The organism is Catellatospora sp. NPDC049111 (assembly GCF_040648615.1).
GTDB classification, from domain to species: Bacteria; Actinomycetota; Actinomycetes; order Mycobacteriales; family Micromonosporaceae; genus Catellatospora; species Catellatospora aurea.
Window position 1 is genome coordinate 1 of record NZ_JBEZEB010000062.1, and the last position, 12,520, is coordinate 12,520.

At 73.9% G+C, this 12,520-nt stretch carries 10 protein-coding genes; 6 read left to right on the plus strand and 4 right to left on the minus strand.

Annotated features, from left to right (window positions below; all coding sequences use genetic code 11):
* The 5 genes from sucB to AB0B66_RS41240 all read left to right on the plus strand — a co-directional run.
* On the plus strand, window positions 1–1,052 hold a 1,052-nt coding region (gene sucB / locus AB0B66_RS41220), incomplete at its 5' end, for a 2-oxoglutarate dehydrogenase, E2 component, dihydrolipoamide succinyltransferase (protein ID WP_360540653.1).
* Window positions 1,053–1,148: 96 nt separating this feature from the next.
* Window positions 1,149–1,793, plus strand: coding sequence for an ABC transporter ATP-binding protein (locus AB0B66_RS41225; RefSeq protein ID WP_360540655.1), 645 nt, complete (start codon window positions 1,149–1,151; stop codon window positions 1,791–1,793).
* 61 nt (window positions 1,794–1,854) lie between these two features.
* Window positions 1,855–3,444 carry a DUF6297 family protein gene (locus AB0B66_RS41230; protein ID WP_360540657.1) on the plus strand — a complete coding sequence of 530 codons (1,590 nt, stop codon included), beginning with the start codon at window positions 1,855–1,857 and terminating at the stop codon, window positions 3,442–3,444.
* Window positions 3,445–3,539: 95 nt separating this feature from the next.
* Window positions 3,540–4,805 (plus strand): M48 family metallopeptidase, encoded by a 1,266-nt coding sequence (locus AB0B66_RS41235; RefSeq protein ID WP_360540659.1) that lies wholly within the window; start codon window positions 3,540–3,542, stop codon window positions 4,803–4,805.
* Between the two features lie 30 nt (window positions 4,806–4,835).
* Window positions 4,836–5,726, plus strand: coding sequence for a TIGR01777 family oxidoreductase (locus AB0B66_RS41240; RefSeq protein ID WP_360540661.1), 891 nt, complete (start codon window positions 4,836–4,838; stop codon window positions 5,724–5,726).
* Window positions 5,727–5,852: 126 nt separating this feature from the next.
* Here the strand turns inward: AB0B66_RS41240 and AB0B66_RS41245 are convergent, their stop codons facing one another.
* From AB0B66_RS41245 to AB0B66_RS41260, 4 genes are all read right to left on the minus strand, one after another.
* Window positions 5,853–7,529, minus strand: coding sequence for a PHB depolymerase family esterase (locus AB0B66_RS41245; protein WP_360540663.1), 1,677 nt, complete (start codon window positions 7,527–7,529; stop codon window positions 5,853–5,855).
* 219 nt (window positions 7,530–7,748) lie between these two features.
* A complete protein-coding gene (locus AB0B66_RS41250; RefSeq protein WP_360540665.1) occupies window positions 7,749–8,756 on the minus strand; it encodes an LLM class flavin-dependent oxidoreductase in 1,008 nt (335 codons plus the stop codon).
* Window positions 8,757–8,867: 111 nt separating this feature from the next.
* Complete coding sequence (locus AB0B66_RS41255; RefSeq protein ID WP_360540667.1) at window positions 8,868–9,263, minus strand: SCO5389 family protein; 396 nt, start codon at window positions 9,261–9,263, stop codon at window positions 8,868–8,870.
* Between the two features lie 34 nt (window positions 9,264–9,297).
* Window positions 9,298–10,275, minus strand: a complete 978-nt coding sequence (locus AB0B66_RS41260; protein ID WP_360540669.1) for an ATP-binding protein — start codon at window positions 10,273–10,275, stop codon at window positions 9,298–9,300.
* Between the two features lie 295 nt (window positions 10,276–10,570).
* Between AB0B66_RS41260 and AB0B66_RS41265 the strand changes: the two genes are divergently transcribed.
* Entirely contained in the window at window positions 10,571–12,397 is a 1,827-nt protein-coding gene (locus AB0B66_RS41265) for a DUF6541 family protein (protein WP_360540707.1), read from the plus strand.
* Window positions 12,398–12,520 lie beyond the last annotated feature (123 nt).

Sequence of the window (12,520 nt, forward strand, 5' to 3'; positions counted from 1 at the left end):
CGGCTCCGGCCGCGCCCGCCGCGCCGGCTCCCGTGGCCGCCGCCCCGGCGGCTCCCGCGGCCCCGGCCCCGGCTGCTCCGGCGCAGGCGGCTCCGGCCGCCGAGGCGGTCAACGGCGCGGACGGCTACGTCACGCCGCTGGTCCGCAAGCTCGCCGCCGAGCACGGCGTGGACCTGGGCAAGGTCAGCGGCACCGGTGTCGGCGGCCGCATCCGCAAGCAGGATGTGCTGGACGCGGCGGAGAAGGCCAAGGCTCCGGCCGCGGCTCCGGCCGCTGCCGCCCCCGCGGCCGCCGCGCCGACTCCGGCCGCCAAGGCCGCGCCGAGCCCGCTGCGGGGCCGCACCGAGAAGCTGTCGCGACTGCGTACCACCATCGCCAAGCGCATGGTGGAGTCGCTGCAGGTCTCGGCGCAGCTCACCACCGTGGTCGAGGTCGACGTCACCAAGATCGCGAAGCTGCGCCAGCAGGCCAAGGGCGACTTCCTCGCCAAGAACGGCGTGAAGCTGTCCTTCCTGCCGTTCTTCGCGCTGGCGGCGGTCGAGGCGCTGCGGGTGCACCCGAACGTGAACGCGTCGATGGACCTGGAGGCCGGCACGGTCACCTACCACGACGCCGAGCACCTGGGCATGGCCGTGGACACCGACAAGGGCCTCATCGTCCCGGTGATCCGCAACGCCGGCGACCTGAACCTGGCGGGCCTGGCCCGCCGGATCGCCGACGTGGCCGAGCGCACCCGCTCCAACAAGATCCTGCCGGACGAGCTGTCGGGCGGCACCTTCACGCTGACCAACACCGGCAGCCGGGGCGCCCTGTTCGACACGCCGATCATCAACCAGCCGCAGGTCGCCATCCTCGGCACCGGCGCGGTCGTCAAGCGGGCCGTGGTCGTCGACGACCCGGCGCTGGGCGAGCTGATCGTGCCGCGGTACATGGTCTACCTGGCCCTGTCCTACGACCACCGCCTGGTCGACGGCTCCGACGCCGCGCGTTTCCTGGGCACGGTCAAGGAGCGCCTGGAGACGGGCAACTTCGAGGGCGAACTGGGCCTGTGAGCCTGGTTTGACGAATGCGTGAAGGGCGGTCGGCGCGAGCCGGCCGCCCTTTCGCTTGCGACCATCCCTGCTGGACGGAGTCGCTACTGTGGCGAGATGCCCGTCGTCGTCACCCGTGACCTGTCGGTGGAGCTCGGTGGCGGCACCGTGCTGGACCGCGTGCACCTCACCGCCGACGCCGGCCAGATCGTGGCCGTGCAGGGGGTGAACGGCTGCGGCAAGTCCACCCTGCTGCGCTGCCTGAGCGGGCTGCTGCACCCCGGCGGCGGCGAGGTCGAAGTGCTGGGCGCGGCCCCCTCCGCCGATCCCGCGTTCTGGCGCCAGGTCGGCCTGCTGGCCGAGGAGCCCGCCTGGTATCCCGGCCTGACCGTGCGTGAGCACCTCGAACTGGTCGCGCTGACCCACAACGGGGCCGCGCCCGTCGACCGCACACTCGACGAGTTCGAGCTCACCCCCCGCGCCGGGGCGAGCCCGCTGACGCTGTCGTCCGGGCAGCGCCAGCGGCTGGCGCTCGCCGCGACGATGGCGCGTCCCAGCCGCCTGCTGCTACTCGACGAGCCCGAGCAGAAGCTCGACGCCGGGTTCCGCGACCGCCTGGCCGCGATGATCCGGTCGTACGCCGACGCCGGTGGCACCGTCGTGCTGGCCACCCACGACGCGGCCCTCGTCACCGCCATGGACGCGACCAGCCTGCGCATGCGCGACGGCCGGCTCATCCAGCCCGGCCCGGTGCCCGCATGACCGCCCGCACCGCCCGGCCCGGTGGCCGCCTGACCACCGCCCGGCCCGGCTCCTCGGCCGCATGACCACCACCCGGGCGATCCCGCACCAGGCCGACAACACCACCGGCACGTCGGCGAGCGGCCCTGCCACGGCCCGCGCCGCGCGGGCGTTGCTCCGCTCCCCCGGCCGGCGGCCCGCCAACCGGCACTGGTCCGATCGCTACCTGCCCTTCGCCGGCTTCGGCGTCGGCGGCGCGCTGCTGTTCGGCCCGTTCCAGCGCCTGCTGAGCGACCTGTCGACGCCGCTCCCGCCCGCCCCGCCGGTGACCTCGGCGGTCGGGCTCGCCCTCGTGACGGCAGTCCTGGCCGGGCTGGTGCAGGTCGCCGCCGTCGCGGGCCCGGTGCTGCTCACCCCAGCGGACGCGCGCTGGCTGCTGCTGTCGCCGCTGGACCGGCGCGCGGTGCTCACCCCCGCCGTGCTGCGAGCCGCCGCGGCCGCGCTGGTCGTCGGCGTGGTGCTCGGCGGCGGGACGCTGACACTGCTCGGCATTCCCGATCACGGTGCGCTGCGGCTGGCCGCGGCCGGCGTTTCGGGCGGCTCGTACGCGCTGACCGGCGTCGGCCTGGCCGCACTGGTGCAACGGTCCGAGCGGGCCGCGCCGTGGTTGCGCCGGATCGCGGGCGCAACGGCGGTGCTCGCCCTGCTCAGCGGCGCGACGGTGGCCGCGGCCGGTGGCTCGGTGCGCCCGCTGCCCGCCGTCCCGCTCTCGGCGGCGCTCTCCGTGGCCGGGGCCGGTGCGCTCTGCGCGCTGGTGACAGCGGTCGCGGTGTGGCGCGGGCTCACGAGGTTCCCGGCCCGGCCGGTGCTGGACGCGGCGACCCGGCTGAGCGCCGCGGGTGACGCGGTGGTCGCGCTGGAGCCATCGTTCCTGTCCCGCGTGGCGGAGAACGCGTACTGGCGTGAACGCCGGCCGCCGTCGGTGTCGTGGCCCGCCTGGCCGGGCCCGCTGGTGCTGGCCTGGCTGGACTGGCGCGGACTGCGCCGCCGCCCGGCCCGGCTCGCCGCGCTCACGCTGAGCACGCTGGTGCCCGTCCTGCTGGCCACCGTGTGGCCGGACCGCCCGTTGCTGTTCGCCGTCGCCGTGCTGGTCCTCGGTCTGGCCGCGGCGAGCGCCGGAGCGGGCGGCGTACGCCGCGAGACCGGCAGCCCCGCCCTGCGCCGCCTGTTCGGTGTCGCCGAGCTGCCGACCGACGCGGCTCGGCTGGCGCTGCCCGCGCTGCTCGCCGGGGCCTGGCTCACCGGCGCGCTGGGCCTGCTGGAGTTGGCCGGGGTGCTGCCGAACGAAGGCTGGGTGTGGCTCGGCCCGGCCGCGGCCGGGGTGCCGGCGGTCGCCGCGTTGCGGATGGCCCGCCGCGGCCACATCGACCACGCGTCCGCGCCCGTGGTGATGCCGATGACCGGTTCCCGGATTCCGCTCGGCTGGCTGACCTGGAGCCTGTCCGGGCTGGACGTGGCCGTGCCGGGCCTGCTCCCGCTGCTGCTGGCCCTGACCGGCCCGGCCGCCGCCCCCGGCCCGGCTGTGGCGGCGCAGGCGGCGCTGTCCGCCCTGATCCTGTCCGGACACCTGTGGCGCCGCCGCCGAGCGGACCGCCTTCCTCGTCGATCATGAAGTTAGGCCGGTGACACGCCGTCGAGCCGTGCCATAAGTTCATGATCAACGAGGGCGGGGCGGCGGGATCGGCGGTGGCGGGGCAGAATGCGCCGGTGCGGAAGAGACCTAGTCTGGCCCCGGGTGCGCCGTGCGGGGCGTGCGGGCAGCCGCTGGTGTCCGAGCGGGACGCGCTGCCGTGGTGCGAGTCGTGCGAGTGGAACCTCGACGCGTTCGACCGGCAGCGCCGCGGCCCCGGAGCGCGCTGGATCGACCGGCTCACCTTCCGCTGGGCGCTGCGCCGGTCGGCGCGCGACTTCGCCGTCTGGGCGCGCGACGGGGTGCACCGCCCGCGCCGGGCGACCTGGCTGGCGTTGCAGGCGGTGTCGGCCGCCCTGCTGGCGGGTTGGGCGCTGCTGCTGTTCACCGGTGTCCGGCTGGTGTTCACGCAGGCCGACGGCTGGCTGATGGTCGGCGTGCTGTGCCTCGCGCTGGCGTACGGCCTGCGCCCGCGCTTCGGCCGGATCGACGACGAGCTGCCCGTGGCCACCCGGGAGCGCTACCCGGCTCTGCACGAGCTGATCGACCGGGTCGCCGCGGCGGTGGGCACCGCGCCGCCGGACGTCGTCGCGCTGACGTACGACATGAACGCGGGCACGGCCGAGATCGGGCTGTTCCGGCGTCGCCGGGTCATGCTGCTCGGCCTGCCCATGTGGGCGGTGCTGCCGGCGCAGCAGCGGGTGGCGCTGCTCGGCCACGAGATGGGGCATTTCGTCAACGGCGACCAGCGGCGGGCCTACCTGGTGGCGCCCGCGATGACGCTGGTGACCCGGCTGATCGAGGTGCTGCGGCCGTCGTACGCCTCGATGGCGCTGGCCGGTCCCGGCGGCCTGATCATCCGGGTCTTCACCGGCGCGCTCAGCTGGGCGGTGGGGCTGCTGGAGTTCGCCATGCACGTCGCCGCGGCCCGCGGCGGCCACCAGGCGGAGTACCTCGCCGACCGGATCTCCGCGCGGGTGGCGGGCGACGTGGCCGCGCGGGACCTGGCCGACGGCATGGTGGTGCTGCACGAGGTGCTGGAGCCGCTTGGCCGCTCGGCCCGGATGGGCGCCGGCCCGTCGGTGTGGCTGTCCAGCGCCGAGCACGTACGCGAGCAGGCCGCGCCCCGGCGCACCCGGCTGCGCCAGCTGTCGGTGCGCGAGGAGGCCTCGCTGTTCGCCTCGCATCCGCCGAGCGGCCTGCGGGCGCGGTTACTGGAGGCGCACCAGAGCTTCCCGCCGCGGTCCGCGCTGGTCGAGCTGCCCGCCGAGCAGAACGCCCGCATCGACGCCGAGCTGGCGAGCCGCTTCGAGGAGTTGCGCCAGGCGGTGTCGGCACGCTGAGCCCGTGCCGCCATCGGGCATGATTGTCGTATGCGGATCGTGGTGGCGGGAGCCTCGGGCTTCCTGGGCCAGCCCCTGGTGTCGACCCTGCGCTCGTCGGGTCACGAAGTCGTCCAGCTCGTACGACGTCCCGCGGCGGACGCCTCGGAGCGGCAGTGGGACCCGGCCGAGCCGATCCGGCTGCCCGAGGGCACCGACGCGGTGGTGAACCTGTGCGGGGTCGGCGTGAGCGACCGCCGCTGGACCGAGGACTACCAGGCGCTGATCCTGTCCAGCCGGGTCGTGCCGACCGCGACGCTGGCCCGCGCGGTCGCCGCGCAGCGCGTCCCGATCCTGGTCAACGCCTCCGGGGTGGGCTACTACGGCGACACCGGCGACCGCGAGGTGACCGAGCTGTCCCCGGCCGGCGACGATTTCCTGGCCGGGGTCTCCAAGCACTGGGAGCAGGCCACCGCGCCCGCCGCGGCCGCGGGGGCCCGGGTGTCGCTGCTGCGCACCGGCTACCCGCTGCACCGCGACGGCGGCTTCCTCAAGGCGCAGCTGGTGCCGTTCAAGATGGGCATCGGCGGCCGGCTGGGCAACGGGCGGCAGTGGGTACCGTGGATCTCGCTGTTCGACTGGCTGGCCGCGACGCAGTTCATCCTGGACAACGACCAGGTCGAGGGCCCGGTGAACATGGTCGGCCCGGCCCCGGTCACCAACGCCCAGTTCACCAAGGCGTTCGGCGCGGAGCTGCACCGTCCCACGGTGATGCCGATCCCCAAGGCCGCCCTGAAGATCCTCTACGGCGAGTTCGGCAACGAGGCGTACCGCAGCCTGCGGGCCATGCCCGGGGCGCTGACCGCGGCCGGCTTCCCGTTCCGCCACCGCACCGTCACCCAGGCCCTGCACGCCGCCCTCACCGACCCCATCCCCGCCTAGCCCGCCGATTTTCATCGACGTTGGCCTATCACATCGAATCCAGGGCACGGATTTTCGATGAGATAGGCCAACGTCGATGACGGGTGGGGCGGCGGGCGCCCCCGGTCGGCGAGTCAGGTCAAGGGGTCAGCACTGGCCGTCGGCGATGACGTAGTGGTTGGGGCCGGTCTGCTTGAGGGTGTGGGTGTAGAAGGTGTTGTAGAGGCCCATGTTCTGGTTCGAGCCGTTGGCGTAGGTGTAGCCGAGCGAGTGGTACGCCCGCCCCGCCGCGACCTGCGCGTAGTTGCTGGCGGTGAAGCAGGCCGCCGTCGCGGCCGTGGTCGCCGGCACGGCCGCCGACTGCGCCCCCTCGACCCCGGCCGAGTTCACCGCGCTGACCGTGTAGCTGTACGCGGTGGACGCCGCCAGACCCGTGTTCGTGTACGACGTCGCGCCGACCGGGGACGACGTGACCTTCACGCCGCCGCGGTACACGTGGTAGCCGGTCGTGCCGGAGACCGCCGTCCAGGACAGCGAGACGCTGGTGTCGGTGACCGCGGTGACGGTGAGACCGGTGGGCGCGGCGGGGCCGGGCGGCGGAGTGGCCGCGGTCGTCGCCGAGACCGCGCCGGACGCGCTTCCCTCGCCCGCCGCGTTCACGGCGCGCACGGTGTAGCTGTAGGTGGTGGACGCGATCAGGCCGCCGTCGGTGTAGGACGTACCCGTGACCGGCGACGCCGTGACCTTCGTGCCGCCCCGGTAGACGTGGTAGCCGGTCGCGCCGGAGACCGCCGTCCAGGACAGCGAGACGCTGACGTTCGTGGTGCCGGTGACGGCCAGGCCGGTGGGCGCGCCCGGCGGCGTGCTCACGGTGCTGTCGAGGCCGAAGTACACCGCGTCGCGGTACGCCGAGCAGATGGTGTCGAGGAAGTACGACGTCGCGGTGCCGCACTGGTCGGTGCCGCTGCCGGGATCGACCGGGGTGCCGTGGCCCATGCCCGCGATCTTGTAGAGCCGCACCACGTCACTGCCGTACGTCTCCAGCGTCGTGCTCGCGGGCAGGCTCGTCGTGCCGGTGGGGGTCTGCGATACGCCGTGCACGTTGGTCCACTGGGTCATCAGCTCGGTGCCGTTGGCGGGCACCACGGTCGAGTCCGACTGCCCCTGCCAGATCGCGACCCTCGGCCACGGGCCGGCGTAGCCGCTGTAGGCGTTGCGGACCAGGTTGCCCCACTGCTGCGGGGTCTTGCTCTGGGCGGCGGACTGGCAGGCGGTGCCGCAGTTGTACGGGATACCCGCGACCACCGAGCCGGCCTTGAACACGTCCGGGTAGGTCGCGAGCATCACCGCGCTCATCGCACCGCCCGCGGACAGGCCGGACACGTACACGCGGCTCGCGTCCGCGCCGAGGTTGGCGACCGCGTGGTCGACCATCTGCTTGACCGACAGCGCCTCGCCCTGCCCGCGCGCGATGTCACCGGCCTGGAACCAGTTGAAGCAGCTCAGCGAGTTGTTGGCCGACTTCTGCTCGGCCACGACGAGGCCGAAGCCCCACAGGTCGGCGTACTTGCGCCAGCCCGAGTTGGTGAAGTAGCCGGAGGCGTTCTGGGTGCACCCGTGCAGCAGCACCACCACGGGGCGGCCCGCGGGCAGGTTGTCGGGGCGGTAGCTGTACATGGTCAGGTTGCCGGGGTTGCTGCCGAACGAGCTGACCTGGGTCAGCGTCGCGGCCTGGGCGGGGGCGGCCGCGACGGCCACCCCGGCGAGTCCGGTCAGGACGGCGAGCGCCGCGCGGAGCAACCGCGGGGCGGAGGGTCTGGGCATGGCGGGCTCCTCGATAGTGATCCGTGTCACTCCCCTGTGGCCGCACGCTACGGTCCGCGGCAACACTCCCGACATGTCCCCGAAACACACATTGCCCCGCCCCGCTATGGCGTCGCGGCGGACCGGCCCGCCAACCGGGCCGCTCGGCGGCCACACCCGCGCAGAGGCGGCGGCCGGCACGCGTGCCCTGCGGCACGGCGATCGACCGGCCGGATGTGCTCAGGAATTCGCGAGAGCCGCGCCCCGGTCCGACGCCTGCCCGACCCGCCAGGCTGTCGGCAGCGCCGCCAGCGTCGCGATGAGATCCGAGGTGGCCTCGGGTGAGCCCGCCGCCTCGACCATGCACAGCTGGCGGCGTACCCCCGTGGTCTCGGCGCTGTGCGCCAGCGCGGCGGCGACCTCGCCGGGCGGGCCGACGGGCTGGATGCGCAGCAGGTGGGCGACATGGGCGTCCAGGTCGCGGGCCGGTGGCGCGCCGCCGACCGGGACCGCGGCGCGGATTCCGGCGAGCCAGCGGGGCAGGTTCGCGCGCAGCTCGCGCTCGCCGTCGGCGCGGGTCGGGCAGGGGTACGCCAGCCGCACCCGCGCGTGCTCCGCGGCGGCCGGGTCGTGCCCGTGCTCGGACGCGGCCTGCGCCCACCGGTCGACCAGCGCGGCCACCTCGGCGTCGTCGGCGTGCACGCCGAGCAGCAGCGGCAGCCCGTGCCGTCCGGCCAGCTCAGCCGTCTCACCCGAGGTCACCGCGACCCGCACCGGCACGGGTGTCGCGGGGCGCGGCACCACGGCCAGCGGCCCGAAACGGTGGAACTCCCCGCGGGCCCGCACCTCCGGCGCGCCGGACAGCCAGCGCAGCAGCACGTCGAGGGACTCGGCGAAACCGCGGCGGTAGTGGTCGAGGCCGCGCCCGAGGATCTCGATCTCCTGCCAGGGGCCGCCGCGGGCCACGCCGAGCTGGAACCGGTCCCCGGCCAGCGTGTGCAGCAGGGCCGCCTCCTCGCCGAGCGCGACGGGGTGCCGCGAGCCGAGCACGCAGGCGGCGGTGCCGACGGTGATGCGCCGGGTGCCGGCCAGGATGTGCCCGGCCAGCACGGTCGCCGACGGGCACTGGCCGTAGTCGACGAAATGATGCTCGGCCAGCCAGACTCCGCGTGTTCCGGCCTGCTCGGCCGCACGCGCGTGGGCCACCGCCACGGCCGGGCCGAAGGCGCTGGTCAGGAAGATGTCCACGTTCGCTCCGTTTGCCGATCGAATCCGCCCAGCCCACGGGCGCTTAGGCGTTAAGAAGGGCACCTTCTTCAACGCGAAGCGTTAAGAAGGTGCCCTTCCTTTCCCTCAGACTCAGCAGTCGCGGAGTTCGGGGGACTGGTTGCGGAGCTGGGCTACCGGGGAGATGAAGTCCTGGTAGGTGTCGCCGCCGACGGCGGCGAGGGAGAACGCGGCGACGCGGTGGCAGTTCTGGAAGGCGAGCTTGATGCCGAAGTGGCGCTCCAGGCCACCCCGGATCGCGTCGCTGGCCAGGGCGCGCAGCAGCTCGCCGCGCTCGGCCTCGCTCGGCGGCGGCGTGCCGTGCTCGCCGAACTCCGCGCCGGGCTCGTCGGCCAGGCGCTGGGCGGCGGCGCTGACCACGGTCCAGGCGTACGGCAGCGACTGCCGCACGCAGTCGACGAACTCGGCGTCGTCGACCTGCCCGGCCTCGGCCCGCTCCAGCAGCGCCACGGGGACGTCCAGGGACATGGTGTTCTCCTTCTCGGTGGGGACGGCAGGGCCGTCAGTGGTGTCGTGCCAGCTCGAGCCGCTGCGGCCCGAGCACGAACGCGGGGTCGACCTGGGCGGCGAGGTCCTCGCCGCTGCGGGCGTTGCCCCAGGCCTGCGCGTTGCGCAGGTGGAACTCGACGGCCTGGGCCGTGTAGCGCGGCCAGTCCTTCCTCACACCATCCACAGTGGACCTGATTCTGTCCAGGGCGGCGCGATTGGCCTGCTCCAGCTCGTTGATCGGCTGCGGGGCGCCGCGCTCGGCGGCGCGCACGAATCGAGATCGGCTGATCCAGGTGAGCAGGTCGTCGCCGACGTGCTCACGCAGGAACGCGACGTCCGAGTCGTCGTCGATCTTGTTGCCGATCACGTGCACCCGCACCCCGAAGTCGCGGGCGTAGCCGATGTACTGCCGGTACACCCCCACGCTGCGCAGGGTCGGCTCGCACACCAGGAAGGTGGCGTCGAACCGGGTGAACAGGCCCGAGGCGAAGCTGTCCGCGCCGGCCGTCATGTCCACCACGACGTACTCCCCCGGCCCGTCGACCAGGTGGTTGAGCAGCAGCTCGACCGCGCCGACCTTGGAGTGGTAGCAGGCCACGCCCAGGTCCTCGGTGGCGAACGGCCCGGTCACGGCCAGCCGCACCCCGCCGACCGGGCGCACCAGCGCGTCGTAGATCGGGTTGCTGCCGCCCACCCGCAGCAGCCGGGAGCCCTCCCCCGGCGGGGTGGTCTTGACCATGGCGGCCGCCGAGGAGATCCGCGGGTTGTCGCCGCGCAGGTAGTCCTTGATCTTGTCCAGGTGATCACCGAGCGACGGGAGCAGGACGGCCTCGTCCTCGCTGATCCCGAGCGCCGTCGCCAGGTGCTGATTGATGTCGGCGTCGATGGCCAGCAGGGCCGCGGGCGTCGTAGCCGCCGCGAGATGCCTGGCCACCAGCGCCGCAAGGGTGGTCTTACCGCTACCGCCCTTGCCGACGAATGCCATCTTCATACTGCTATTGATAGTCATTTTCAATAGGCCGGTCAATCACCCCGCGTATCCCGCGCGTGTCGCCCCGTGACCGGCCCGCCGCCTTGATCGTCCGAATTGCCAGGCACCCGTGCGTATCTTGAAGCGCCATTCGCCCAGTTGCCTGGCAAGTCGAGCGATCTTGGACGGAGGGCGGGCGGGCGGGCAGTGTGACGCGGTCCGGCGGCCGGTGGAGCGGGGCGGACGCGCTGATAAACTGCGCCGAGTGTCGATCGCCTCGCCTGCCGCCCCGCTGAGCCCCGCCGACGACCCGGTCGTGGACACGCCGGAGCAGGCGACGGCCGCCGTGCGAATCCGCCGCCGCCGCGCCGACCTGCTGGTCGCCGCCACCGCCCTGGTGCTCGCGGTATGGGTGACCGGCGCGCTCTGGTCCGACCCGGCCCACCGCGCCAGCGGCGTCAACTCCGGTGACCAGGCGTTCTTCGAGTGGCTGCTGTCCTACGGCGCGTACGCGCTCACCCACGGCGCCGACCCGCTCTTCACCCACCTGCTCAACGTGCCCGACGGGGTGAACCTGGCGGTCAACACCTCGATCTCGGTGTACGCCTTCGTCTTCGCCCCGCTGACCATCCTGGCCGGTCCGGCACTGACCTTCCTGGTCATCCTCACCCTGAACCTGGCCGGCACCGCCTTCGCCTGGTACTGGCTGTTCTCCCGGCACCTGGGCGCGAACCGGATCGGCGCGGCCGTCGGCGGCCTGTTCTGCGGCTTCGCCCCGGCGATGATCTCCCACGCGAACGCCCACCTGAACTGGACCGCGCAGTGGGTAATCCCGCTGATCATCGCGCGCTGCCTGCTGCTGGTGCGCCGGGACAAGCCGGTGCGCGACGGGGCGCTGCTGGGCCTGCTCATCGCGGTCTGCTTCTCCGTCGCCGCCGAGGCGCTGTTCTTCACCGCGCTGGCGCTGGGTGTGTTCACGCTGGTCTGGGTGCTGTCCCGGCGCGACGAGGTGAAGGCGCTGCTGCGCCCGGTGCTGACCGGGCTGGGCAGCGGGGCGATCGTCGCCGGCGCGCTGCTGGCGTACCCGCTGTGGCTGCACTTCGCCGGGCCGCAGCGCTACCACGGCACCGGCTTCGACCCGCGCATCCACAACGAGGATCTCGCCGCGTACGCGGCCTGGCCGGAGCGCTCGCTGGCCGGAGCGGTCGGCCTCAACGGCGACCTGGCCGCGAACCCGACCGAGGAGAACTCGTTCTTCGGCCTGCCGCTGCTGCTACTGGTGATCATCGGGCTGGTGGTGCTGTGGCGGCGCACCGACCGGGCGCACCGGGCCAACCTGCTCGGGCTGGGCGTCACCGCGGGCGTGTTCCTCGTGCTCTCGCTCGGGCCGGAGCTGCGCTGGCTGGGCAGCCTCACCGGGATCCCGATGCCCGAGGCGCTGATCGGCGGGCTGCCGGTGTTCAACGCGGCGCTGCCGTCGCGGCTCGCGCTGATCGTCGCGCCCGTGTTCGGGCTGGTCCTGGCCTGGCTGGCCACCGCGCTGAGCCGCACCGACGGCGGCAGCATGAAGGTGTCCCTGCCCGGCCCGCGCTGGGCCTGGGTCGCCGGGCTCACCGTCGCGCTGCTGCCCCTGGTCCCGACCCCGCTACTGGCCCGCGAGCGAGCCGCCGTGCCGGAGTTCTTCGCCTCCGGCCAGTGGCGCGAGTACGTCGCCGACGGCGGCACCGTGGTCCCCGTGCCGATCACCAACGACCTGCTGCCCGACGGCCAGCGCTGGCAGGCCGCCGCGCTGGCCGACGCGGCCGGGGCGGGCGAGGGCGTGTTCCGCCTGCCCGCGGGCTTCTTCCTCGGCCCCGGCGGCCCGAACGGCACCGGCCGCATCGGCCCGATCCCCCGCCCGACCCAGACGCTGCTGGAGACGGTCGCCAAGACCGGTGCGGCCCCCGCGGTCACCGACGCCGACCGGGCCGCGCTGCGCGAGGACCTGCGCTACTGGAACGCGAGCATCGTGGTGCTCGGCGACGACGTGCACGGCGCGCACTGGCCCACGTACCAGCCCGCCCTCAAGTCCGTGATGACCGACCTGCTCGGCCCGCCCCAGCGCGTCGCCGACGTCTGGCTCTGGAAAATCCCCACCACCTGACGCCGGCCCGCCCGGCCGCCGCCCGCAGCGCCGGGCCCGCCGCCATGATCGTCGGACTTGCCTGGCACCTGTGCGTATCTTGAAGCGCCATTCGCCCAAGTGCCGGGCAAGTCGAACGACCAT

Excerpts from the sequence above, each read along its gene's own strand:
- AB0B66_RS41225 (WP_360540655.1), top strand. The coding sequence starts at position 1,149 with ATGCCCGTCGTCGTCACCCGTGACCTGTCGGTGGAGCTCGGTGGCGGC.
- AB0B66_RS41230 (WP_360540657.1), top strand. The coding sequence starts at position 1,855 with ATGACCACCACCCGGGCGATCCCGCACCAGGCCGACAACACCACCGGC.
- AB0B66_RS41240 (WP_360540661.1), top strand. The coding sequence starts at position 4,836 with ATGCGGATCGTGGTGGCGGGAGCCTCGGGCTTCCTGGGCCAGCCCCTG.
- AB0B66_RS41245 (WP_360540663.1), bottom strand. The coding sequence starts at position 7,529 with ATGCCCAGACCCTCCGCCCCGCGGTTGCTCCGCGCGGCGCTCGCCGTC.
- AB0B66_RS41255 (WP_360540667.1), bottom strand. The coding sequence starts at position 9,263 with ATGTCCCTGGACGTCCCCGTGGCGCTGCTGGAGCGGGCCGAGGCCGGG.
- AB0B66_RS41260 (WP_360540669.1), bottom strand. The coding sequence starts at position 10,275 with ATGAAGATGGCATTCGTCGGCAAGGGCGGTAGCGGTAAGACCACCCTT.